Source organism: Micromonospora sp. L32 (assembly GCF_052068055.1).
GTDB lineage: Bacteria > Actinomycetota > Actinomycetes > Mycobacteriales > Micromonosporaceae > Micromonospora > Micromonospora purpureochromogenes.
Genome location: NZ_JBQHDD010000016.1, coordinates 56,076 through 79,859 on the forward strand (window position 1 = coordinate 56,076; position 23,784 = coordinate 79,859).

The 23,784-nt window shown below is 73.0% G+C and carries 18 protein-coding genes; 2 read left to right on the forward strand and 16 right to left on the reverse strand.

The features are described 5' to 3' along the window. Positions 1-6 precede the first annotated feature (6 nt). From ACTMTB_RS29570 to ACTMTB_RS29635, 14 genes are all read right to left on the reverse strand, one after another. On the reverse strand, positions 7-1,800 hold the full coding sequence (locus ACTMTB_RS29570; RefSeq protein WP_280840958.1) for a VgrG-related protein: 1,794 nt from the start codon (positions 1,798-1,800) through the stop codon (positions 7-9). 9 nt (positions 1,801-1,809) lie between these two features. Continuing rightward, positions 1,810-2,523, reverse strand: coding sequence for a CIS tube protein (locus ACTMTB_RS29575; RefSeq protein WP_350796222.1), 714 nt, complete (start codon positions 2,521-2,523; stop codon positions 1,810-1,812). Next, a complete protein-coding gene (locus tag ACTMTB_RS29580; protein ID WP_210777627.1) occupies positions 2,520-2,951 on the reverse strand; it encodes a phage tail protein in 432 nt (143 codons plus the stop codon). Before ACTMTB_RS29580 ends, ACTMTB_RS29575 begins: the two co-directional genes overlap by 4 nt. An 82-nt stretch (positions 2,952-3,033) precedes the next feature. Beyond that, a complete protein-coding gene (locus tag ACTMTB_RS29585; RefSeq protein WP_441149448.1) occupies positions 3,034-3,204 on the reverse strand; it encodes a hypothetical protein in 171 nt (56 codons plus the stop codon). A 3,063-nt stretch (positions 3,205-6,267) separates the two neighbouring features. Beyond that, positions 6,268-6,426 carry a DUF6760 family protein gene (locus tag ACTMTB_RS29590; RefSeq protein WP_280840961.1) on the reverse strand — a complete coding sequence of 53 codons (159 nt, stop codon included), beginning with the start codon at positions 6,424-6,426 and terminating at the stop codon, positions 6,268-6,270. Continuing rightward, a complete protein-coding gene (locus tag ACTMTB_RS29595) occupies positions 6,423-6,902 on the reverse strand; it encodes a hypothetical protein (protein WP_441149449.1) in 480 nt (159 codons plus the stop codon). Before ACTMTB_RS29595 ends, ACTMTB_RS29590 begins: the two co-directional genes overlap by 4 nt. Beyond that, complete coding sequence (locus tag ACTMTB_RS29600; RefSeq protein WP_441149450.1) at positions 6,899-7,342, reverse strand: phage tail protein; 444 nt, start codon at positions 7,340-7,342, stop codon at positions 6,899-6,901. The genes ACTMTB_RS29595 and ACTMTB_RS29600 overlap by 4 nt, the downstream gene beginning before the upstream one ends. Before the next feature lie 26 nt (positions 7,343-7,368). Further along, complete coding sequence (locus ACTMTB_RS29605) at positions 7,369-8,940, reverse strand: phage tail sheath family protein (protein WP_441149451.1); 1,572 nt, start codon at positions 8,938-8,940, stop codon at positions 7,369-7,371. Between the two features lie 146 nt (positions 8,941-9,086). Further along, a complete protein-coding gene (locus tag ACTMTB_RS29610; protein ID WP_441149452.1) occupies positions 9,087-10,352 on the reverse strand; it encodes an eCIS core domain-containing protein in 1,266 nt (421 codons plus the stop codon). A gap of 96 nt (positions 10,353-10,448) precedes the next feature. Then, positions 10,449-11,549 (reverse strand): hypothetical protein, encoded by a 1,101-nt coding sequence (locus tag ACTMTB_RS29615; protein ID WP_441149453.1) that lies wholly within the window; start codon positions 11,547-11,549, stop codon positions 10,449-10,451. 252 nt (positions 11,550-11,801) lie between these two features. Continuing rightward, positions 11,802-13,907 (reverse strand): ATP-binding protein, encoded by a 2,106-nt coding sequence (locus tag ACTMTB_RS29620; RefSeq protein ID WP_441149454.1) that lies wholly within the window; start codon positions 13,905-13,907, stop codon positions 11,802-11,804. Further along, positions 13,904-14,647: a DUF4255 domain-containing protein gene (locus ACTMTB_RS29625; RefSeq protein WP_441149455.1), complete on the reverse strand. Its 744-nt coding sequence runs from the start codon at positions 14,645-14,647 to the stop codon at positions 13,904-13,906. The genes ACTMTB_RS29620 and ACTMTB_RS29625 overlap by 4 nt, the downstream gene beginning before the upstream one ends. Before the next feature lie 4 nt (positions 14,648-14,651). After that, positions 14,652-17,624: a hypothetical protein gene (locus ACTMTB_RS29630; protein WP_441149456.1), complete on the reverse strand. Its 2,973-nt coding sequence runs from the start codon at positions 17,622-17,624 to the stop codon at positions 14,652-14,654. Between the two features lie 232 nt (positions 17,625-17,856). Further along, the gene (locus tag ACTMTB_RS29635; RefSeq protein WP_441149457.1) at positions 17,857-18,480 is read right to left on the reverse strand and encodes a LuxR C-terminal-related transcriptional regulator; all 624 of its coding nucleotides are present in this window, start codon (positions 18,478-18,480) and stop codon (positions 17,857-17,859) included. Between the two features lie 166 nt (positions 18,481-18,646). Here ACTMTB_RS29635 and ACTMTB_RS29640 point away from each other — a divergent pair, with 166 nt between their 5' ends. Continuing rightward, complete coding sequence (locus ACTMTB_RS29640; protein ID WP_441149458.1) at positions 18,647-19,933, forward strand: COG1470 family protein; 1,287 nt, start codon at positions 18,647-18,649, stop codon at positions 19,931-19,933. Positions 19,934-20,682: 749 nt separating this feature from the next. Here ACTMTB_RS29640 and ACTMTB_RS29645 read toward each other — a convergent pair. Both ACTMTB_RS29645 and wrbA read right to left on the reverse strand, forming a co-directional pair. Next, positions 20,683-22,110, reverse strand: a complete 1,428-nt coding sequence (locus tag ACTMTB_RS29645) for an MFS transporter (RefSeq protein WP_441149459.1) — start codon at positions 22,108-22,110, stop codon at positions 20,683-20,685. 26 nt (positions 22,111-22,136) lie between these two features. Then, entirely contained in the window at positions 22,137-22,817 is a 681-nt protein-coding gene (gene wrbA, locus ACTMTB_RS29650; RefSeq protein ID WP_441149460.1) for an NAD(P)H:quinone oxidoreductase, read from the reverse strand. Positions 22,818-22,893: 76 nt separating this feature from the next. On the opposite strand from wrbA, the gene ACTMTB_RS29655 reads away from it, so the two are divergent. Continuing rightward, entirely contained in the window at positions 22,894-23,358 is a 465-nt protein-coding gene (locus ACTMTB_RS29655) for a MarR family winged helix-turn-helix transcriptional regulator (protein WP_357922860.1), read from the forward strand. The last annotated feature ends 426 nt before the right edge of the window (positions 23,359-23,784 follow it).

Consider the following 23,784-nt stretch of genomic DNA (forward strand, 5'->3'; position numbering starts at 1 on the left):
GACACGTCAGTTGATCCGCACGATCGGTGCCTTGATGTCGACGTCGGCGGTGCCCGACACGGACACCGAGCGTCCCGTCAGCGTCAGCGGGCCCCGGCCGGCGTCGAGCGTGATGCCCTGCCCGTTCACCACCACCTCCTGCTTCGCCTCGATCACGACGCTGCCGTCGCTGCGCACGACCACTGACGTGCCCGCCCGGTCGAGGTGGACGACCAGCTTGTCGGCGCCGCTCTGGGTGGTGAGCCGGATGCCCTGGGCCGCCTGCGCCGTGCTGCCGTCGAGCAGTTCCACCCAGTTGCCCCGCCGGGACCTGCGCCCGCGCGAGCCACCCTCGCGGGAGGCCAGCGAGCGCCGGTTGACCGACCCGTCGGCCGGGTTGACCAACGGCAGGTCGTGCGGGCTGGGCTTGTCGACGCCGTTGTAGAGGCCGCCGATCACGTACGGCCGGTCGAGCAGCCCCTGCTCGAAGCCGACCAGCACCTCGTCGCCGACCTCGGGACTGATCACCCCGCCGCCACCGACCCCGCCGAGCTGCACAGTGCGGACCCAGTCGGTGACGTACTGGTCGGAGAGCCACGGGAAGCGCAACTTCACCCAGCCCTGGTCCCGACGCTCCGGGTGCCGGCGGTCCAGTCCGGCCTTCGTGTCGGTCACGATCCCGATCGCCAGCCCGGGTACCCGGGTGACCCGCGCCGCCGCCGACGCGCCGGCGGCGAGGCCGTACGACGAGCGGTCCTGCCGCCCGCTGACGGTGAGCCAGGTTTCGTAGAAGCTGGCCGGGCCGAACACGTGCCGGCTGGCGGTCGTCGTGTACTTGCCGGCGAAGGGGGCGCCGACGTCCTGCAGGGTGAGCGGTGTGCCGGCCCGCAGTCGCGGGTTGCCGCGAATCCCCACCTCCAGCTCGGCGAAGGCCGACGTCACGTCGGAGGCGAGCGCGGTGGCGACGGCCTTCACCTCGGCGTCGGTGCGGTACGGCACGTCGGTGACCAGCAGTTCGGCCTCGCCGAACGGCCGCACGACGTCGCGTGGGGTGACCGAGAGCTGCAGCTCGTCACTGGTGGCGGTGACCGCCTGCCCGCGCAGCTCCTTGCGCTGCTGGACGTCCCAGCCGCGGACGGTGACCCGCGACAGCTGCCCGACCGAGGTGACCGTGGAGCGTACGGCCAGCAGGTTCTCGTTCATCTGGACCACGTACGGGCTCTGGCGCGCCGGCGTACCGGCGCCGGGCGCCGTGGCGGCCCGCACCGGCCGTCGGAACGCGAACGTCCCGTCGATCATGACCACCTCGGCGTCGTTGTCGACGGCCAGCATGCGCAGGAACTCCCAGTCCGTCATGTTCGGCTGGGTCACCATCTCGTAGACCGTGGTCGTCGGGTCGATGCGCCCGACTCGCAGTCCGGCCTTCCTGGCCAGCTGCGCCGCGATGTCCGACGCCTTGCTGTTGAAGTAGCTGGCGACCCGGCGGCCCCGCATCAGCCGGTGCGACAGGTCCAGCGCGCGGATCGTGGTGAACGTGCCGGTGCCGTCGAACTCGGTCTCGACCGTGACGACCTCCCCGGTGAACAGCTGCACCGGGGCGGGCTGGTCGCCGGTCCGCGCCGCGGCGGTGAGCTTCGTGCCGATGGTGATGCCGAGTTCCTGCAGCATCCGGCTCTTCTGGTCGCGGTAGCGCAGCGTCGCCGACGCCGGCAGGTTCGTGCTGTCCTCGATCGAGGCGTGCACGAGCCTCGTGTCCCACGCCGGCGGCAGCTCCCGCGGCGCCTTCACGACGAGGTAACTGGTGTAGTTGCCTTCGGACACAGAGCTCTCCTACCCGCGCGCCGGCAGCTCGTCGGTCGCCGGCAGCAGCAGCTCGGTGCCGGCCCGCAGCCGCATCGGGTCGTCGATGTCGTTGGCCTCCGCGATGACCCGCCAGACCGTCGGGTCCCCGTACTCGCGGTGGGCCAGCAGCGCGAGGGAGTCCCCGTCCACCGCCCGGTGCACCCGCCGCGCCGACCGGCTTCCCGACGTCGGGTTCTGGCCGGGCACGTTGCCGCTGATCTCGGTGAGGGTCAGCGAGCACGTCGCCCGCAGCGGCGTGCCGTTGGCGTCGAACAGGGTGTAGGAGGCGTTGACACTGCTGACGTACGCGTAGAAGGACACCGTCTGGAACTGGCCCCAGGCGAACTTCACCCACGGCGGCGACGGCGCCTTCGCCCGGATGCTCGGCGCGGTCGGCACCAGGCACGTCAACAGCTCGTCGACCCGTTGCTGCACGGTACGGGCGTGGGTGTCGGTCACGTCCAGGAACACCTCCAGGCTCAGCGTGCGGGGCCCGGAGCCGGTGAACTCCGGAATGCCGACCTCCTCCGCGCCGCGCACGATGTGCGTGATCCAGCTCGCCGACTTGGTGAGGGTCAGCTGGTTGGGGTTGAACATGAACGTGATCGGGCCGCCCAGCGCGCCGCCGGGCCGGCCGCGACCGTCGGTGGGCGGCTGGTAGCGCCGGAGGAACGCGGCGACCTTGCCGGATGCAGCGGTCACGCGCCAACCTCCAGGAAACCGTGGTACGCCAGCTCGATGGTCTCGGTCGCGACCTCGGAGCGGCTCGGGTCGAACGACGGCCCTTCCCAGCTCGCCAGCACCACGTCGGCCAACGCCCACTGCACCAGTACCGCCTTGTCCGGTCGCAGCGCGGCGATCTGGGCGGTGCCCCGTTTGACGCCGCGGGGCAGTTGGGACAGGAACCGCGCGACCTTGGCGGTGTCCGGGGTGAGCGGCCGGGCCAATCTGACGTTGGAGTACGAGATGCGCGAGGGGAGCTGCCACACGAAGCTGTTGTTGCCGCCCTCGGAGTGCTGCTCGACCTCCACCTGGCAGCCGAGCCCCTGACAACTGTTCCAGTCGCCCAGATCCATCCCGTCGATCCTCAGTCGGAAGTGGACGCTCGTACCGGGGTCGACCGTTGCCATGCTCGTCCTCTCCTTGTGCCACTGTCCTTTCGCGTCGCTCGTGCCGGCCGGATCGGGCCGGCACGAGCGTGCCGGCGGCCCTTCACCGACCACCGTCCAGGAGCCGGCCGGTCCGTTCCCGACCGAGCCGCAGCTCGGCGCGGAGCAGCCGGCCCAGCGGGCCGATCAGCCGGTGCGCCAGCTCGTCGAGGTGGCGGCGGTCGAGTGAGCCGATCAGTTCATCGGCGGCCCTGCCCCCGCCCCGGTGGGGCACGCCGGTGGCGGGCGGCGCGGAAACGCTTCGCTGTACGGGTACCCGGCCGCGCTGGGCGGTCCCGCCCGTGCCCCGCGAGGGGGGCCTCGATGGCGCGGGCGGCGCCGGCGGCGGTCCGTCGGCGCGGGGGGCGGGCGTGCCCGGCGCGGCTGCGGGCTGCCCCGCAGCGGCAGTCGACGCCGGATGGTGCACGGTGGGCAGCGGCCCGGTGGCCGCCGGCCGCTGCCACGTCGGTGCGGCAGCGCGCTGTACGGGTAGCGGTCGGACGGCCCCGACGGTCGGCACCTCGGCGCGTGGGCCGTCGGGGCGGTCCGCGGGCAGCGCCGGCGCGACCGGGGGCCGGCGGCGCGCCGGGGCCTCCGGAACCCGCGCCCCGCCACCACGGCGGCCCCGCGTCGGTGTGCTGCCTGCGCCTCCGTGCCTGCCGGTCGGGTGGAGTTCCGGTGGGAGACGGACCTGCCCGCTGCCGCCGACGGTGGCGGCGTGACCGCGCTCCCCGGACGTCGTCGCGCCCGGCCTGGTCCACCGGACCGGCACCGCGCCGGTCCCGGCCGCGGAAACCTCGGCGGGCGCAGTCGGCGCGGCGACCGCCGTGGGCGCCGGGTGCAGCGGCCGGGCGGCGAGCGTCTGTACGACGTGAACCGCCCGGCGGAAGGAGCCGGTGGGCGACCCACCCGGCGGGACCGGCCCGGCATCGCCGGTCGATAACGCGGGTACCGAGCCGGTGACCCATGGCAGGGCGGATCCGGTCGCGGGGGTCGATCGGGTGCCGGCGTGAGGGGCAGCCGCACCCACCGTCTGCCGCAGCGGTGCACGCGCGACGGGCACCGCGGCGGAGCCGGCGACGGGCGCGACGGGGGCCGAAGCGGCGGAGGCCACGGCAGGCCGTGGCCGTCCCGTGCGGGATGCGTCGGTGTGCCACGGGCTGGTGCTGTCGGCCGGCACTCCCGCAGGCCGTGGCGTGACGCGGGTGACCGGCGGGGCCGGGTCGGGCGGGAAGGGCAGCCGTTGCACGGCGGGCACGGATGGTGCGGAGGCGTGGAGAGGACCCGGCCCAGCACGGCCGGGCGCGCCCGACGGCGGAGACGGCGGGGCGGCAGCGGCCGGGGGCGCAACGCCGGCGGTCCCGGTGTCCGCGCGCGGGGTGGTGTCCGCGTCGGCGGCGGTGGCCGGGACCGTGGGTGCGATGCGGGCCACCGTGCCGACATGGGCCGATGGAGCGTGGAAGCTGTCACGAGCGGCGTGCGGCTCGTCCGGTTGCGCGCGCCGCGGTTGGCCGGCCTGAATGACCGCGCGCTGTACGACAGGCGCACCGCTCGCGTCGGCGGTGGGTCCGGCTGCTCCGCCCGCAGCAGGCGCGACCGGTCCGAAGTGCGGCCCCGGCAGGAGGGGCGCGATGGCCGGCGTGGAGGGTACGTCCGGGCCGTCGTGGGCGGCTGGCCCGTCCGCCGTCCGGCGCGAGGTCGCGGCGCTGTCTGACATCCCGGCCCCCGGCGCTGCCCCGCCGGACCCGGCCGGTCTGCCGGCTGTCCCGGCCGGTGGGGACCCGGACTCCGGCGGTGTGCGGCCTGTCCCGGCCGGTCTGCGGACTGTCTCGGCCGGGCGCCCCGACTCGGCCGGTGTGCGGCCCGTCCCGGACGTTGGGGGGCCGGGCTGGGCCCTTGTGGGGCCCGTCCCCGACGTTGTGGGGCCCGTTCCGGGCGTTGTGGGGCCGGGCTGGGCCTTCGTGGGGCCCGTCCCGACCGCTGTGGGGCCCGTTCCGGACGTCGTGGGGCCGGGTTGGGCCGTTGTGGGGCCGGGTTGGGCTGGTGTGCGACCCGACCCGGACGGCGGGCGGGACGACCGCGCCCCCCACGATCCCGTCGCGCCGGTCCTGGGCGCCGGAGAAGCCGTTGCGGCGGTCGTTGTGGACGCGCGCTGGGCGGGCGTCGGGGGAGTGGCGGGGTGCAGGGGCGGCGCCGACACAACCCCTGGAACACCCGTCCGGGCGTTCCCGCGCGCGGTGGGGGGCAGGGCCGGCAAGGGGTCGCCGAGCCCGGTTCGGCCAGGGGCACGGGGCGACGGCTTCGCCGGTGCGGGCGTTCTGGCCGGCGCCGGCGTCGCTTGTCCCGAAAGGACCGGCCGGGGCGGCGGTGGTGCCGCCGGGGACGCGGGCTGCGCCGCTTGGGGCGCGGGCACCGGTCGGGGCGGCGCGGCCCCGGTGGAGGTGTCCTGCGCGGCGCTCGCGGCGGCGTCCTGCGACGCCACCGGGGCACGGTGCGCCAGGGTGGGTCGCTGCGGCCCATCGGAGGCGCCCGGCCCATCGGAGGCACCCGCCGGTGGCGCCGTCGACGGATGCCGCGCGGGCAGCGAGAAATCGGGACCGGAAGCGTTCCCGACCGGCGGAGCCGATTGGGCCGGTGACGGGGATGCCGCCGCCGGTGGCGATTGAGCCGGTGAGGGCGATGGAATCGCCGGGGCCGGCGGGGGGACCGGGGCGCGCCGTGAGGTCGTTCCGCCCCCCGCCCGCTGGACCGCGGGCAGCCGCCGGGCGGACCGTACCGCCGGCGCCGTGGTCAGGGCGCGGTGACGCCCTGCTACCGGTGTCCGGGGGACGACCGCCGCGCGGGCCGGTGACGCCGGCTCCGTGGTGCCCGCGGCCACCGATGGCGCCGCCTCGGTGGCCGTCGTCGGCTCGGACAGCCACGCTGGCTGCACGCCGGCTTCCGGCGGCGGCGTCGGCGAGGCCAGTGGTAGGCGCTGCACGGTGCTGGCCGAACCCGGGGGCGGGACCGGCGCCGCGCGCAGCAGGTCGTACGCCAGACCGGCCGGCGCGTCGGGGCTGACGAGGTGGCCGGGCGCGGTGTGCAGGGTCGGGTCCTGCCGGGTGGTCAGCCGGGCCTCGAAGTGGTGCGGATCGGTGAGCAGGCCCGGGTCGCTGTCGAAGGTCCGCCGCGGCGGTGCCAGGGACCGCCAGCCGACATCGGCGGGCCCGGCGTCGGGAGCCGGCGTACCCGTTGCCGGGCGCTCGGCCTCGGACGGCGTGTCCCGGCGGCGTCGGCGTAGGAGGTCGCGTAGGCCCACTTACTCGCCTTCGTTCATGCGGGTGTTGATGCGCGCGATCTGCTCGACGTAGCGCAGTCGCTCCTCGTGCGTGAGATCGAGGATCTCCTGCTGGGGCCAGTGGAAGTGGTAGGCGACGTACGCGACCTCCTCGTAGAGCCGGTCGGCCGCGTACGTCACGATTCCCCCGGGCGACCACCGGCGATGTCCACCTCGAAGCTCGTCTCGCACGCGGGGCAGGTCACGGCGGCGCGGGTGTGGCCCTCCGCGTTGATCCGCCGGTAGAAGTCCTGCAGGAAGGCCAGGTCCGAGGCGAACAGCTTCTCCACCAGTTCGGCGCGGATCTCGGTGATGCTGCCGATGCGGGTGATGACCAGGCTGAGGAGCACGACCGACAGGTACGCGGGGTTCTGCTTGACGCGCAGGTCGATCAGCGGTGCGAGTTCGTCGCGAGCCGTGGCCAGCCGCATGCTCCCGTGGCGGTGCACGGTGCCGGAGTCGTCGACGTACCCGCGCGGCAGTTCGAACTCGAACTCCGTCTGCAGCTTGGGCGGCTGCGCGGTCCGCGCCGGTGGCGTTCCCGGCTCGGCGCCGGGGTCGTGGTCGTCCGCGGCCAGCTCCGCGAGCGCCAGCGTGGATACGGTACGTCGTCTCATGAGGTGGTGATGTCCTCGAACACCACGGTGACCTTCTCCGTCGCCGCCGACGGCTCGCCCGCCTTGAGGCTCGGCCCTTCCCACTTGCTCACCCAGGCGTTCTTCATGTCGAAGCGACGCTGGTTGGAGTTCTCGGCGTCGACGAGGATGACGCTGATGTTCTTCCGGGCGGCGGCGACCGCCCCCTTCTCGAAGGTCTGCTTGATCCACTCGGTGAACGCGCCGCTCTTGTCGAGCCCGCGCGTGATGGTGACCTCGCCGCCCTTACGGGCGCCGGGCAGCTTCCGGATGATGTACTCCCCGGTGGGGGTCACCTGGTTCACCTCGATCGCGTCCAGCTCGACGGTCAGGCCGCTGACCTCCTGGACGGACTCCACCTGGATGCCGCCCAGCTCGACCTGGAACTTGTGGACAATGAGGGTGTCGCCGGTCTCGGCCATGTGTCGCTACCGCCTTTTTTCGGGTCTTATTCGCTGACGAGGCTGGTGCTGTCGGAGAACTGGGCGAGCCGGAAGATGACGAACTCCGCGGGCTTGACCGGGCAGATCCCGATCTCGCACACCACCTGGCCGCGGTCGATCACCTCCGGCGGGTTGGTCTCGCGGTCGCACTTGACGTAGAACGCCTCGGCGGGGGAGCTGCCGAACAGGGCGCCCCGCCGCCACTCCTCCAGCAGGAAGGCGGAGATGTTGCGGCGGATGGTGCCCCAGAGCCGTTCGTCGTTGGGCTCGAAGACCACCCACTGCGTGCCCAGCAGGATCGACTCCTCGAGGTAGTTGAACAGCCGGCGGACGTTGACGTACCGCCATGCCGGGTCGGAGGAGAGGGTGCGCGCCCCCCACACGCGGATGCCCCGCCCTGGGAAGGCCCGCAGGCAGTTGACGCCGGCCGGGTTGAGCAGGTCCTGCTCACCCTTGGTGACGTTGTTCTGGAGTTCGATCGCGCCGCGCACCACCTCGTTCGCGGGCGCCTTGTGCACCCCGCGCTCGGTGTCGGTGCGGGACCACAGGCCGGCGACGTGCCCGCTCGGCGGCATGAACCGGTTCTGCCCGGTCGCCGGATCGAAGACCTTGATCCAGGGGTAGTACAGAGCGGCGTACTTCGAGTCGTAGCCCGCCTCCTCCTGCCGCCAGGTGAGCACCTGCCGAGCCGTCATGTCCGGCAGCGGGTCGAGCAGCGCCATCCGGTCGCCCATCTGCTCACAGTGCGAGATGACCCCGAGCTGCACGGCCTTGACATCCTCGGCGGTGATGAGCCCCTGCTGGTACCCGCTCATCAGGTCCGGCACGGCGACCATCGTGATCTCGTCGATCGCCTCCAGGCCGCCGAAGCCGGTACGCGCGTCGGGGTCCCCGACGTACTCCTCGGTGGACAGTGCGGCCGGTACGACCTCGGCGGGCGCGGGCGGCGTCGCCAGCGTCACCGTCTGCTTGGCGGGGCGCGCCAGGGCATTCGCCGGGGCGGCCTCCTCGACGGTGATGAGCCGCGACCGCTCCTTGACCTGCGTCACCACGTACGCCTTGGTGTTCTTCTTGGACGAGACGTCGTACGTCTCCACCACCGTGCCGTTTTGGTGCACCAGCAGCCTGAACCGGTCCTCGCCGGCGCCGTCGGTGTCGGCATCGGTCACCTCGACGGTGATGTTCCCGCCGCTGGCGGGCAGCGCCGCCACCTTGAACGTGCCGAGCGCCACCGGCTCGCCGGCCGGCAGCGCGCGAGGCGCGTCCTTGCCGGCCCCGTCGCCGCGGTCGCGGCCCTGCCCGTTGCCGGGGCTCTGCTCGCCCACCCGGACGACGTAGCAGATCCCACCGCCGTTGGCGAAGTAGCCGTACACCGCGCGGCCCAGGTACGCGCCCTCGACGACGTCCCCGAAGACCTGGACGTACTGGCTCCACGTGGTGACCAGGGTGGGGGTGTGGAACGGTCCCTTCTCGGCGAGTCCCACGAAGGCCGCCACGGAGGTCCCCACGCCCTCGATGGGGCGGGAGCCGCTGGGGACCTCCTCGACATAGACACCGGGGGACAGGTACGACGGCATGAACGCTCCTTTTCCGGCGGTGGTCGGTCCTCCGTAGCCTTCCGGTCACGTGGCGCGTCGGGAAACGGCCGGGCGGGCGTGGACCGGGGCATGGTCCGGTTCCCGAAAGGGCAGGGATGCGGCACGCGTCGCCCCGTTGAGGCACGTCAGAGCGGGGTGAAGTCGCTCGCGCCCGGTCTGCGGCAGGCGGTGATGAAGGACCGGGGGATCTCCGCGAAGAAGTCCATCTCCTGGGTGGCGCCGATGGGTCCGATGACGGCGGCGGTCGCCGTCCCCAGGGAGGTGCTGTTGGCGTAGATGGCCGGCTTGGCCAGGATCCTGCTTCTCGCGGGCGGCTCCTGCTCGAACCTGTACCAGCCGCTGACCTCGATCTGGTAGAGGTGCCTGTCGTTGCTGGCGTAGCCGCCGCACTCCTGGTCCAGCGCGGTGGATACCAGGCGCGGGTTGTTGTTGCTGACATGGTCCTGGGCGTAGGCCCTGGGATCGCTGAGGAACGCGGCCAGCTCGGTCGTGACGGACGCGGAGCGGAAGGATCTCATCCCCTGCGAGAGGTCTTCGGGGGCGCGCCGGTCGGCGCGGAAGAAGCGCAGTGGCCCGGCGTCTCCCTTGAGCAGGTACCCGTGTTTGGGAACCGCGGGCTGCGGCGGTGGCGCCTCCTCGGCGGCAGCGGCCTCGCTGGTCTGACCGGCCCTCAGGTGGGCGGGTTTGACCGGCACCGGCGGCGGCATGGTCTGCACGGTGACGGGGCCGTCGGGGGCGGCGGCCGCGCTCCGCGCCTGCACGGGGCGTTGCGCGTCGAGCGGCGCCCGCATGACGTGCCGCGCGTTGGCCTCGGCGGCGCGTTCGTAGTGGTCGGAGGGGTCGGAGATGCTGACCCCGTTGCCGGCGTCGGTACCGGCCACGGGGCCGTGGCGCTGCTGGACGACGTGGGTCAGTTCGTGGGCGAGGGTGTGCTTGTCGCCGCCGCCGTCGCCGATGACGACATGCTCCCCGGAGGTGTAGGCGCGGGCGCCGATCTCGTCCGAGGACCGCCGGGCCGCGGCATCGTCGTGGACGCGTACCGACGAGAAGTCCGCGCCGAGGCGGGCCTCCATCTCGGTGCGCAGCGGCTCGGCCAGGGGCCGCCCGGCAGACCGCAGTACATCGTGCACCGCCGACCGTTGGACGGTGGCCGCTGCGGTGTCCTGGCCCTCGGGGCCGTGACCGCAGGAGGCGGTGTGCGTGTGCCGTTGGTGCAGCATCTGGACGACCGCGGCGTTGCCGACTGAGCGTTGGAGCGCCTGGATGCAGCGCTGGTCGAGGGCGGGGCTCCGACCGTCCGGTGCGGTGACCGGTGCACCGGCGGCCGGAGCCCGCCGAAGCGCGCTGCTCCGAGCGCTGCCGGGGTCCGGTCGTTGTTCGTGGTCGCGCATGATCGCTCCTGTCACCCGCTCCGGGCGGGAGCCGGGGGTTGAGAGGTACGTGTCGATCGCACCGTCGACGCTTCTCGGTCTCGCCCACGAGCCCGGTCAGGTCGCCTTCTTCTCGTACTTGGCGCCGGCCTTCTCCCACAGTTCCGGCCGTGGCGGTGACAGCAGCTGACCTCGGTGTGCCGTCCGGTGTTCCGCGTCGGCCGCTTCCAGAAGCTCGGCCAGCCGCTGCCAGTCGTAGCTGCCGGCAGTGATCATCCGATCGACCTCCACCAGGTGGCTCGAGCGTGGAGTCATCCGCCCGTCGACATGGTTGGGGTCGAACCCGCTGCCCGGGTCGGTCCTACGAATGTCGGAGGCGGGGCCCATCTCGAGGTTGGCCGGCATGTTGTAGAGGAGCTTCTCGTGGCCCGTCGAGCCGACCCGGTCCGTCAACTGCTCGAGGAACGTGAACAGGGGGTCCGAGGCAGGCCGGGCCGCCTCGGCCGCCGCCAGCAGTTCCTTGAGGTTGCTCCGCGAGATCTTGTGGTGCAGTGTCGTCTGGCTGCCCCACTGGTTGGCCGGTGTCTCCCGGAGCGCGGCGTGCTCGGCCGTGGTCCTGCTGGAAGCCCAGTCGCTCCGGCCGCCGCTCACCTGGTAGCCCGGCCGGTTCGCCCGCTGCGCGAACTCGTCCGCTACCTCTGCGGCGAGATCGTCCAATTGGGCGTCGACCTCGTCCCTCTCAAGCAAGATCGTCATGTCGTCAGGGTTCAACAGCCCCACGGCCGCCAGGAGGTCCTGTCGCGGGTTCTCCTCCAGTTCGGTGAATCCCTCGACCTGGTCGCCGATCTGCCGCATCACGTACTCGTAGTCGGATTCGGCCGGCGCGGCGGGCACCGCCTCCACAGCCGACGAGCCGCCCGCCGAGGACGACCCCGCGGTCTTCTTCCTGCCCTTGTCTTTCTTCGGCATACGCTGCACCGTCGCCGGACCGTCGGCTGCGCCGCCGGAGCCGGTGGTCGCCCGGTCAGGCCGGGCGGCCGACGCGGGCGTGGACAGCGGTCGGGCCATCGCGCGAGCGGCGTTCGCCTCGGCCGCGCGCTCGAAGGCGTCCGACGGATCCGACACCCGCAGGCCGTCGTCGGTCGCGTTGCGGTGCTCGTCGCGGCCGAGCAGCCGCGCCACCGCGGCGTTGCCCGCCGTGCGTTGCAGCCCCAGCACCGCCTCCGGATAAGGTGCCGGACCGGGTGCGGACTCCGACGGCGGCCGCCGGTGGGGCGTCCGGACCGATGGTGGGGCCGATTCCGGCCCGGATTGATGGGCATGCATGGCTCGTCCTCTTCGCCGCGGATCCAACCCTGTCCTCACGCTGTCCCCGCCGGCCGGGTCGTGCCAGGGACCGCCGGGCGTGGTCGAGGGCACTCGCCGCTGCCCGAACGGGCAGCGGCCCGCCGCCGTCACCTCGTCCAGCACCTAGCGCTCCTGCAGCGCTCCTCGCCCGACACGTAGGTGCGGACCGAACTCGCTGTCCAGCAGCAGCCGGCCGAGCTTGCCGTACTCGCGCCGCACGGCGGCCATCAGGTCGTCGGTCGTCACCGGCCGGTCCGCCCCGGCGGCGAGGTACGCGGCGGTGACCGCGCACGCCCGGATGCTGCCCCCCGCCAGCTCGAACGCCCGGCCGCAGAAATCCAGGTCGAGATCCTCGGCGCGGGGCAGCGCCGGGCCGAGGCAGCGGTCCCACAGGGCGCGCCGCTGTGCCTCGTCCGGCAGCGGGAAGTCAACGATCACGTCCAGCCGCCGGGTGAACGCCTCGTCGAGGTTGGCCCGCAGGTTGGTGGTGAGGATCGCGACCCCGTCGAAGGACTCCATGCGCTGGAGCAGATAGGCGCTCTCCAGGTTGGCGTACCGGTCGTGGGCGTCCCTGACCTCCGAGCGTTTGCCGAAGATGGCGTCGGCCTCGTCGAACAGCAGGACTCCGTTGACATTCGCGGCTTCGGTGAAGATGCGCTCCAGGTTCTTCTCGGTCTCGCCCACGTACTTGTCGATCACGGTGGACAGGTCCACCACGTACAGCTCGACGCCCAGGTCGGCGGCGACCACCTCGGCCGACATCGTCTTGCCGGTGCCGGAGTCGCCGGCGAACAGCGCCGTCACGCCGCGACCGCGCCCGCCGCCGGGGCGCATCCGCCACCCGCCGAGCACCCGGTCGCGGTGGCGTACCCGCATGGCCAGCTCGCGCAACTGCTCGAAGACCGGGTCGGGCAGGACGAGGTCGGCCCAGCCGACGGCGGGTTCGACCCGCCGGGCCAGCTTTTCCAGCCCCGCCCCGTTCTGCGACCGCACTCCGGCGCGCAGGTGCTCGGGCCCGACCTGCGCCGCACCCTCCAGCAGCGCCCGGTGGCCGGCCGTCTCGGCGGCGCGCCGGACCTGGTCCGGCGTCAGCAGGTACGGGGCGAGCTCGCGCTCGGCGTCCAGGTCCGCGCCGGCGGGCGCGCCCGGCCGCGCACCGAACCCGGCCCACCACAGCGCGCTGCGGTCCCGTACGGTCATCGGCTCGGCCGCCACCAGCAGCGGGGAGCGTTCGGCCCAGTACGGGTCCCACCCGGTGCGGCCGGTGAGCAGGACGGGTACGGCCAGCGCGGCGAGCCGGCGCAGCAGCCGGGAACGGCCCGGCTGCCCGGCGGGGTCCAGCGCGTCCACCGGGCCGGCGACCAGCCCTCCGCCGCGCAGCCGCGCCTCGCGTGCGGCGGCGGCCAGCGCCTCCTCCGGCGCGGGGTCGGCGGCCAGCGCGTCGAGGTCGAGGCGCAGCACCGGAGCGCCGGTCGCGGCCAGCGCCGCCGCGGCGAGCGCCTGCGCCGCCGCGCCGGGCCGCTCCCGCACGTACGCCAACCGAAGTCCGTCGCGGATGGCGGCGGCGAGCTGCTCCGCCGACGCGGGCCGCCAACCCGGGTCGGGCTCCTCGTAGCGGGCGAGGCCGGCCAGCCGGGTGTCGCCGGTGTCGTCGCCGAGCAGATGGGCGGTGACCCGGTCGGGCACCCGCAGCCCCCGGGAGAGGAAGGGCCGCTCGGCTGCCTCCTCGACCAGCAGGAGACCGCCCGCGACCAGCGGCGCGGACGCGGTGAAGCGGCCACGCGCGGTGGCCGAGGAGGGGGCGGCGCCGCACAGCTCGAGTGCCAGCCCGATCGACGCCCGCCGCCGGGTCACGTCGTCGTTGAGGTAGCCGTACAGCCGCTCGAACCGGGCGTCGACGTCGGGCAGGAGAGCCAGCAGCAGCAGTTCGACGTCCAGTGGCGCGAGCGCGAAGTCGCGGGCCAACCGGCGCAGTCGCGGTTCGCCCTGGTGCGCGTCGGTGTCCGCCTCGACGGCCAGCCCCTCGCCGTTGACGTCGTCGTGCCGGGGCGGCGGGGTGGCGGTGTCCAGCAGCCGGTCCGCCATCTCGTCCGACACGTACAGGCCCCGGAACGCGTCGTCCGGCGCCGGATCGGTGCGGCGGCGCTCGTCCACGGCGCGCCGGACCCGCCGCTCGATCAGGCGGAGTCGGGCGAGCAGGTGGGTCGCGGGCAGCGCGGGGGCGGTCACCGCTGTGAGCCGCGGATCGGGGGCCCGGACCCGTCGCGGTGTCGCGCGGCGCCTCGGGTGCGGCGTGCGCCGACCATCGACAGGGCAGATCCCTGCTCCGCGTCGCCGGGACCGGCGGGCGACGCGACCGGGTCGCTGTAGCGCAGGGCGGCGGTCTCGACCGGCCCGTCGGCGGGGTCCGCGGTGCGTAGCCGCAACCCGTCGACGACCGGCTGGGCGGCGAGCGTCCGCCGGGCCGACAGGGGCGCGACCACGACCAGGTCCAGCGACGGCTTCAACTCTCCACCGAGCGCCGACCACACGTCGGCGAAGGCGCGATCCTCCCCGGGTGGCCGGGCGACGGTCATCGGCACGGTCAGGCCGAGCGTCGCCAGGGACCCCGTCAGCCGTGCGGGCGGCAGCGCGTCGTGCCGGATCAGCGTGCCGAGCAGGGTCGCCAGCAGGCGGTGTTCGTCCTGGGCGCGGTTGGTCCATGCCGTCACCAGGTACGACAGGGCGAAGTACCGCGCGGGGTCGTGCAGCGCCACCGTGGCGCCCCGATCGTCGTACTCGGCGATGGCGCCCTGTCTGCGGCGCGCGAGGTCCTCCCGGATGTCGTAGAGGTACAGGTTGACCGTCGGTGCGTTGCGCCGCGCGGCCCACTCCCTCGTGGGCGCGTCGAACGTGACCTCGACCCCCGTGCCGGCCAGCGCGTCGTCGGTGACCAGTCCGCGCAGGGCATCGTCGACCTCGTGGATCACCCGGTCACCACCGCCGGTTGACGTGGCCGGGCGGCTGCAGCGGCGGCAGCACCACCCGGAACGGGGTGGTCACCGGGGCGAAGCCGGTGCCGGACGCGAGGATCTCGCGGGGGCCGAGCCGGTCCTTCGGCAGCACCAGCAGCTGGGCGGCGAAGGTGCCGTCCGGCGCCGCCACGGCCGGTGCGGTCGCGGCGGTGATGCCCACGTTCCAGGCCAGTCGCACCCGGGCTCCGGGGGGAAAGTCGGTGCCGCGCACCGAGGTGACGAAACCGGGTGGCCCGATCGCCGGCACGGCGACGATGCGCGGCTGCAGCACCCGCAGCGGCGCGCTGGCGGTGTCGTTGGTCGGGTCGGCGTTGCCGCCGGTGGTCGTGACGGCGCCGGCGACGGTCGCGACCAGGGCCGCGTCGGGCGTCAGCACGAACGTCACCGTGGTCGCCCCGCCCGGGGCCAGATCGGGCAGCCGGCATCCCGCCTGCGGGTCACAGCCCGGCGGCGAGGCCGCGACGCGGACGCGGGGCGGCAGCGCCGGGGTCAGCCGCAGGCCCGTCGCCCGCTGCCCGCCCGCGTTGCGCACGGTGTAGGTGACGCCGGCGGAGCCCCCCACGTACGCGGGTGCGGGGGTGACCGAGACGGTCAGCGCCGGGTCCGCCGGCGCGGTCGGTGGCGGCTGCATGATCCGCACGTCCGTGCGAGCCCGGTTGTCCGCCGGCACGGCGTCGGTCACTCCCGGGTTCACCGACCACGAGAGCGGGAAGGAACCGGCGGCGATCCCGGTCAGCTCGACCCGTACGGTCAGCGTGCGGCCGACGCCGATGGCCTCAAGGTCGCAGCCCGCTGGGGTGAGCCGGCACGTCCCCCGCTCCGGCACCAGCGCGGTGAGCCGCACGCCGGACGGCACGGTGAGGTCGAGCCGCACGGCGGGCGCGGGGCTCGGCCCGCGGTCGGTGACTGACAGGGTGAAGGCGGTGCGGCCACCGACGGTGGTTGTCGGGGGTGTGGTCACGACGGCGGTCGCGACATCGACCGACCGCTGCCAGGTCGGCTCCTTCTGCCGACCGGGCAGCGCGCCGGTGATCGACGCGAGGCGGCCCGTCGTCATGTCGTAGACGTGCAGCGCCTCCGGCGAGTTCGGGTCGCGCTCGCGCCGGGCCGAGAAGACCAGCCGCTGTCCGTCCGGCGACCAGCTCACGTCGCGCGGTTGGAACGGGCCGTCCGGCTGCGGTGGAACCGGGGCGGCGCAGGAGGCCCCGGCCGGCGGGAAGAGCAGCCGGCAGCGGGTGCCGTCGACGTCGGTGAGGACCAGCCCGTCCTCCCGGCGGTTGAACGCGATCTGGCGGCCGTCCGGGGCGAAGGCCGCGCTGTCGTCGACGACGTCGCAGTCCCGCCCGCAGACGGCGCGCGTCAGGTCCTGCTGGTCGAGGCCGTCGGTGGCGTTCGCCGTCCAGACGTGGGCGCGGCTGGCCTCCTCGTTGTAGCGGCCCCGGGTGAACGCCAGCAGGGCGCCGTCCGGGGACCAGGCGGGTTGGGTGTCGTCGAGCCCCGCGTACGGCGGGGGCGTCGGCACGGCCAGCAGTTGCTGCCCGGTGGAGGCGTCGACCACGATCACCCGCGCCGGGCGGCCCGGTCTGCTGCGCACCAGCGCGATCCGGCTGCCGTCGGGGGACCACTCCGGGTCGCGCTCGAGGTCGTCCGGACCGCGACCGGCCACCGGCAGCAGACGTGGCGAGGTCCCGTCGGCGTCGACGGTCCAGATGCGCTGGACGCGGCGCCCATCCACCGTCTCGAACCGGCTCACCGCGATGCGGCGCCCGTCCGGGGAGTACGTCTGGCGCTCCGTCCACGGGTCGCCCTCGGTCGGCTGCCACATGAACCGGGAGTCCCGAGCCGCTTTGGGATCCTCGCGCAGGATCGACAGGCGCAGGTCGCGTGGATCGACTCCGTCGGGGCGGATGTCCTGCAGGGTGGCGGTGAGTCGGTCGGGGGCGCTGTTGCGGATCACGATCAGCGCCGGGGACGACTCGCCGGGCGCGGTGTAGAAGGCCGGGAAGCTCAGCTGTCGGTCCTCGGCCAGGCGAAGCTGCGCGGTGCAGGTGCAGCCGTCGGCGGGCGTCGCGGTGTAGACGAGGTCGACCTGGCCGAGCGGACCGCCGTCCGGTGGGGTGCGGCTGACGAACGCGAGGGTGGAACCGTCCGGTGACCAGGCCGCCTCGCGGCTCTGCCACTCGACCGGCAGCAGCAGACGGTCGCCGGCGCCCGACGGGGACACCAGATGGATCTTCTGGTTGGTGGAGCTGTCCGGATCGCAGGTGTAGGCGATGCGGTCGTGCGCCGGGTTCGGGTCCCAGGCCGGCTGGCCCGCGCCGGTGGGCTCGCTGGTCACCTGGGTGACCGCGCCACCGGCGACCGGCATCCGGTAGACCTGCGGCACCTCGCCGCCGCGCCGCCCCTCGAACGCCAACGACGTGCCGTCCGGCGACCAGCTCGGCCACCGGTTGTCGCCGACTCCGTCGGTGACCCGGCGCAGTCCGGTCCCGTCGACGCCGATCACGAAGATGTCGTGCCCGGCACCGCCCCGGCCGGCGCCCGAGTCGAACGCGACCCGGGTGCCGTCCGGCGAGATCGTCGGATGGGCCTCGCTGGAGGTGTTGACGGTCAGCCGCAGCACGGGGCCGTCGCCGCGGCGCAGGTAGACCTCTGTGGTGGTGGCGTCGCGCAGGCTCACCCAGGTGATCGTGTCGCCCCGCGCCGACACCTGGTCGTCGAAGTGGTCCGGGCCGATCGGGAAGAACGGCAGCGAAACGGCGCTCCCGCCCTCTCCGCGCACCACGCCGATGCTGCGGTGCTTCGTGCCGGCGTACGCGATGCGCTCCTCGGCCACCGGTGGCGTGGCCGGTGCGGGCCGGGGCGGCGCGGCCGGCGGTGCCGACGCGGCCAGTCCGGGCAGCATGACGGCGGCCGCTGTCGTTGCGGCCACGATGGTGGGCGTTCGGCGCTGACCTGGCAACGGGACCTCGACAGGCGGTGCGGTTAACGGCAGGGGCAGGCGCGGCTCCCGATCCGTCCGCACGACGCTCGGCGGAGGCCGCACCACGTCCGTCCATATTCGACCCGGTGGCGTCGGGCGGCGGGGGCCCGACGGGCACGCCCCCGGGCAGGAGCCGTGACCCCTTCGGGCACCCACCGGACGTCAGGGTGCTGCCAGCCGGTCAGATGAGCCCCTGCCGCAGCGCGTACGCGACCGCGTGCGTGCGATTGCGCAGGCACAACCGGCTCGTGATGTCGTGCAGCACGTTCTTCACCGTCCGCTCCGAGTACGACAGCTTCTCCGCGACCTCGCGGGTGTCGAACCCGTCGGCGAGCAGGCGGAGCACGTCGATCTCGCGCGTGGTCAGCCCGAGCAGCGTCAGGCCACGCGGGTCGAGCACCTGGCGTTGCAGCCGTCCCATCTGTGCCAGCAGTCGGCCCAGCAGGTCTGCGGGGATCGCCCCTTCGCCGCGCACCGCCGAGCTGACCGCGTGGACCAGGTTCTCCGCGCTGGCCTCCCCGCGGCGTACGACGCCCACCACCCCGCACTCGACCGCCGTGGCCAGCCCGGCATCGTCGATCCGCGCCGGCACCAGCACGAGCTTCGCGGTGCCGGTACGGCCCAGCCGGCGCAGCTCACGGGCCGCCGCCTCGTCGAGACTGTCCACGACCACGAGCGCGACCGCCGCGGCCTGCGCCTCACCGGGCGCGAGCATCCGCAGCTCCGGACGCGACCGGAGCTGGCTCTCCACCCCCTGCCGCGAGATCGGATCATCGGCGTGGACCCAGACCGGCACACGGTTCATAAATACCTCCCCATCCCTTGGCGCCCACTCGGCAGCCCGCGGCGCAAGGGTGGGGGGAGCCGCTTTGCGTGCACCTAACGCCGGCCCGGATGGGCACCCGGCCTGCCCGTGACTGTTCCCGTAAGGCGGGTTTCCCCGTTCACGCATGGGCCTACAGTCGGCCGACATGAGCGCATCCGCCAACCTGGCTCTCACCGAGGTCACCGTCACGCCGGGCGGCGAGGCACGGGTCACGATCAGCGTCCGCAACACGGTCGACATCGTCGAGGCCTACCGGTTCGAGATGGTCGGCGTACCCGCGGAGTGGGTGACCATCGACCCGCCGGTCCTGTCGCTCTTCCCGGGCACGGCGGAGAGCGTGACCGTCACGTTCCGGCCGCCGCGCTCGTCGCAGGTGCCCGCCGGCGGCATGCCGTTCGGGGTGCGCGTGCTGCCGTCGGAACATCCCGAGGCCGCCGTGGTCGAGGAGGGGACGCTCGTCGTCCTGCCGTTCGCCGATGTCGCCGCGGAGTTGCGGCCGCAGGTGCGCGACGGGCGCTGGCGCGCCCGCTACCGGCTGGAGACGGAGAACCGCGGCAACCTCACGGAGCAGCTTGCCTTCGCTGCCACCGACACGGCCGAACAGCTCACGCTCGCCCTCCGGCCCGCGCGGGCGACTCTGGCGGCCGGCGAGCGGCTCGAGGCCGTCCTCGTGGTGCGGGCGAAGAGCCTGCTGTGGCGGGGCGAGCCGACGCATCTCCCGTTCCGCACGCAGGTGCTGCGGGAGGACGGGGTGGCCTGCACGGTCGACGGCACCTTCGTGCAACGGCCGATTCTCTCCGCGTGGCTGCTCAAGCTGCTGGCGCTGCTGCTCGCTCTGCTGTTGCTGCTGCTCGCGCTCTGGTTCGGTCTGTTGCGACCGGTGGTGCGTTCGGCGGCGCGGGAAGCCGTCGACGGGACGGTCGAACAGGCCGCGGTGCAGGCCGCGGACCGCGCTGCGGACCAGGCGGTCGACAAGCAACGGCGGCAGACACCCGAGGCGCCGAAACCGCCGGCGGGGGGCGGCACGGAGGACGGTGGTGGCCGCAACGGTGGTGGCCGCAACGGCGATGGCGAGACGCAGTTCTCCACGGCGATCTCGTTCCGCACGAATCCGGGCGGCTCGGCGGAGCGGAGTTACACGGTTCCTGCCAGGAAGATCTTCCTGCTCACCGATTTTCTCGTGGACAACCCGCAGGGCGACGAGGGCACGCTGAGCGTGAGCGCCAACGGCGTGAAGATCGTGACGTACGGGCTGGAGAACTTCCGCGAGCAGGACTACCACTCCGTGACGCCGATCCGGGTGCCGGCCCGAGCCCAGGTGACGCTGACGGTGGCCTGCCGCAGGCCGGGCACCCCGGTCAACGCCAGAACGCCCAGCACGTGCTCCGAGTCGCTGTACGTCAACGGGATCATGGCGGACGCCACCGGCTGACTGCATGCTGCCGCCCAGGCGTCGCTCACCGCTCACGTCGTTGGAGTCGCCATGTGCACTCTCAACAGCGAGCCTGGGGGGTGCGGCAACGACCTGGCGGTTCAGAGACTCACCTGCGGGGCGACATCAGCGCGAGTGCACTGACAGCGAGTCCTTGCACGGCCCGAAACAACCCGAGAAGCAGGGTAGGGCTGGCGCGGGCGCTGTCGGCCGCTGGCCTGCTGCTGATCGAGTGTGAGCAGCCTGCCCGCAGACAGCGCCGAGGCAAGAGTAAGCGGTCCTAACAAAATGATCTCTGGGCCTTTCATCCCTTGTGAGAGGGCCATCTACGACACCGGCATCTCCGCTTCACAAGCCGGCGACGTCCGCTCATGCCGAAAGCAGTGCGCGTGCAGCGATCAACAGCATGGCCATCTCGTTATGCTGCTGTCCTGACTTGCTGCATTTGATGCGGTTCAGGAATGTTTACGCAACGGCTCAGTGGGCCTGATGCCGGCTCGATGGGTTTGCTGGGGCTGTGCCCGGCGCCCACCTCTGCTCGGCGCGCTGCCAACGGCGCAGCGACTCTGCGGCGATTCCCAGCCTCACGCTACGGCCTTGATCGCCTCGTACTTCGACTCGTCTCCCCGGGGCTCGTCTGGCAGCCGCACCGTGCGCTGGCGGAACTGCGGTGAGCTGACCAGGCGCTCGCCGCACCCCTGTCGTACGCGGACAAGGGTGCGGCGAGTGAGCACGCGGCGTCGCCGTGGTCAGCCGTGCCGGTGTTGCGGTAGTAGCAGGCTGACTATCGCGATAGCTAGGCCGATCCCGGCTGCCATGAGGAAGACCAGGTCGTAGCCGGCGGCGAGGGCGGCAGGAGAGCCGGCGTCGGCGGCGTCTGTTCCGGCCTTGGCGCTGGCGGCTGTGGCGAGTACGGCTAGGGCTACCGAGCCGCCTATCTGGCTGGCGGTGTTGGCCAGGCCGCCGATGATGCCCGCGTCGCCTTCGGGTACGTCGGCGGTGGCTGCGGCCATGAGGGTGGGGAAGGTCAGGCCGATGCCGACGGCGATGAGCAGCGTGGGTCCGAGCACGCTGGTGACGTAGTCGCTGTCGGTGCGGGCCTGGGCGAGCCAGCCGAAGCCGGCTGGGAAGCAGGCGCTGCCGGCCAGTACCAGAGGGCGTACACCGGTTCGGGGCAGCAGGTTGGCGGCGAATCGCGCGATCACCACGAACATTACCGCCGCGGGTGTCTGCCCGAGCCCGGCTTCAAGTGCGCTGTAGCCGAGTGCGTTCTGCATGAACAGCGACGTGAAATACCACATCGCGATGGCAATCCCGCCGAACAGCAGCAGCATGCCGTTGCTGACGGCCACGGTCCGGATCGTGAACAGCCGCAGGGGCACCATCGGCTGGGTGGCGAAACGCGCCTCCACCACGGTGAAGACGACGAGCAGGAGCAGGCCCGCCACGGCTGGCCCGAGAACCCGCACGGACGTCCAGCCATGGTCGGCGCTTTGCATGACCCCGTAGATCAACGCGGCCAGCCCCGCCGTGCCCGTGACCGCGCCAATGAGGTCAAGCGATTCCCGCCGGCTGGCTCGCGTGCCGACCAGCGACATCATGGCCAATACGATCAGCACGGCGCCGATCGGTACGTTGATGAGGAAGACCCACCGCCATGACAGGCCAGTGGTGATGGCGCCGCCGGCGAGCGCGCCGGCCATCCCGCCCACACCGCCCGAGGCGGACCACGCGCCGAACGCCCGGGCCCGCGCCTGCGGCTCGGTGAAGTAGGTGTTGATCACGGCCAACGTCGCCGGGGCCAGCATCGCGGCGCCCACGCCCTGCGCGACGCGGGCCCCCACCAGGATCTCCGGAGCGGTTGCCAGGCCGCCGACCAGACTCGAGGCGGAGAACAGGAACAGCCCGGCGACCAGCATCCGCTGCGGGCCGAACAGGTCAACGGCGCGGCCACCCAGCAGCATGAAGCCAGCGAAGGTAAGCACGTAGCCATTCACCACCCAGGCCAGGCCGGTGGCGGTAAAGCCGAGATCCCGCTGGACCGAGGGCAGCGCGACGTTAACGATGGACACGTCCAGGATCACCATGAACTGGCAGGCACACGCCAGCGCCAGGACCATCCAGGAGGATCCGGCCTGCAGCCTGGCCCGCTGAGTTGCGGTGCTGGTGCTTGTCATGACTTCTCTCCTTGCTAACCCGCCGCTCACGCGGTCCGGGAGGCTGCTCCGGCCAGGGCTCCGTGGCTGTTCCCGTTGCCCACGGCGGCATCGGCGACGACGTGGTCCCCCAGCAGCTGGAGCGTGATCTTGGCCAGCCGAAGTCCCTGGTACCTGGCCGCTTCCAGCGCCGCGGCATCGGGGCCGTCTCCGTTCGGGCTGGTCACATGCGACGTGCCGTAGGGGTTGCCGCCTGCGGCGTACACGACCGGATCGGTGAATCCGGGCGGGACGATCAGCGACCCCCAGTGGTAGAAGACGTTGCCCAGCGACAAGATTGTGGCCTCGCTGCCGCCGTGCCGGTTGAACGCTGAGGTGAAGGCCGTCACCGGCTTGTTGGCCAGCTTCCCCTCCTGCCACAGCCCGCCGGCCTGGTCGATGAACTGCTTGAGCTGCGCGGCCGGCGCGCCGAACCGGGTCGGCGTCCCGAACGCGTACGCGTCGGCCCACGCCAGGTCCTCAAGTGAGGCCTGGGCAATCGACGCGGTCGCGTCGGCGTGCCGCCGCCACTGCGGGTTCTGGTCGATCGCGCTGTCGGGTGCCAGCTCGGCGACCCGCCGCAGCCGCACGACGGCCCCGGCCGAGGCGGCCCCCTCGGCGACGGCCTGCGCGAGTGCGTGCACACTGCCTGTCGCGCTGTAGTAGATGACAGCGACCTTCACGGTCATGTCCGGCTCCTCGGTGTTGCTAGAATTAGTTACGCGCATAATGTTATGCGCATAACTAATCTGTCAAGGAGAGCCCGTGGACTTCGAGTACGCCGACGCCCTCAACCAGGCCATCCGCCTGCTGAGCCTGCGCCACCGGGCCAGGGCCGCCGCGTTGCTGGCCCCGCTCGGCCTGCACCCCGGCCAAGAGGCACTCCTGCTCGAACTCGACCGGACCGGCCCGAGAATCCAGGCCCAGCTCAGCGAGGCGCTCGGCTGCGAGCCGCCCAGCGTCACGCTCATGACCCGCAAGCTCGAAGCCTCCGGCCACATCCGCCGCGAACCCGCCCCCTCCGACAAGCGCGCCAGCATCGTCGAACTCACCGACAGCGGCAAGGCACTCGCCGACCAGGTCAAGCAGCTATGGCACGCTCTGGCGGAGGAAACCGTGACCGGCCTGCCCGCCCAGACCGTGGCCGAACTACCCGCCATCCTCAACACCATGACCGGCAACGTCGACACCAGGCGCCCGGCCACCCACACAGCCGCCGGCACGGTCTAGCTGTTCAATCGAGGAGGTTTGGCGGTTGCGCTACCCCGTCTACCAGCGCACCAGCCGGCATCCGGATCTGGCGCAACCGAGCCGTTGAGGTGCGTGGCTGGATTGCCGGGCGTCGCCGGCTCGTACGGCGTCTGGCCGCCACCGTGGATGGCGCTGGCGATTGTCAGAGGCCCGTGGTCGTGCACGACGCTCGCCGCAACCGGCACGTGCACGAGGAGTCGGACAGGCCGGCCCGACGTCGAGACCGTCCTGAGCATCGAGGTCCTGCCTCCGACGGTCCGCCGAGCGACCGGCGCGTCGGCAGCCCGGCGAGTCGGGCTGGCCCACAGGCAGAGGCTGCGGCAACGGCGCAGCGATAGCCTGCCGTCATGGCGAGCGCTGAACTGGATGAGTTGATCGTCGCGGACGCCGACGCGCTGCGCGCGT

Excerpts from the sequence above, each read along its gene's own strand:
- ACTMTB_RS29605 (WP_441149451.1), bottom strand. The coding sequence starts at position 8,940 with ATGCCGTCGTACCTGTCCCCCGGTGTCTATGTCGAGGAGGTCCCCAGC.
- ACTMTB_RS29640 (WP_441149458.1), top strand. The coding sequence starts at position 18,647 with ATGAGCGCATCCGCCAACCTGGCTCTCACCGAGGTCACCGTCACGCCG.
- wrbA (WP_441149460.1), bottom strand. The coding sequence starts at position 22,817 with ATGACCGTGAAGGTCGCTGTCATCTACTACAGCGCGACAGGCAGTGTG.
- ACTMTB_RS29595 (WP_441149449.1), bottom strand. The coding sequence starts at position 6,902 with ATGAGACGACGTACCGTATCCACGCTGGCGCTCGCGGAGCTGGCCGCG.
- ACTMTB_RS29580 (WP_210777627.1), bottom strand. The coding sequence starts at position 2,951 with ATGGCAACGGTCGACCCCGGTACGAGCGTCCACTTCCGACTGAGGATC.
- ACTMTB_RS29635 (WP_441149457.1), bottom strand. The coding sequence starts at position 18,480 with ATGAACCGTGTGCCGGTCTGGGTCCACGCCGATGATCCGATCTCGCGG.
- ACTMTB_RS29610 (WP_441149452.1), bottom strand. The coding sequence starts at position 10,352 with ATGCGCGACCACGAACAACGACCGGACCCCGGCAGCGCTCGGAGCAGC.
- ACTMTB_RS29645 (WP_441149459.1), bottom strand. The coding sequence starts at position 22,110 with ATGACAAGCACCAGCACCGCAACTCAGCGGGCCAGGCTGCAGGCCGGA.
- ACTMTB_RS29600 (WP_441149450.1), bottom strand. The coding sequence starts at position 7,342 with ATGGCCGAGACCGGCGACACCCTCATTGTCCACAAGTTCCAGGTCGAG.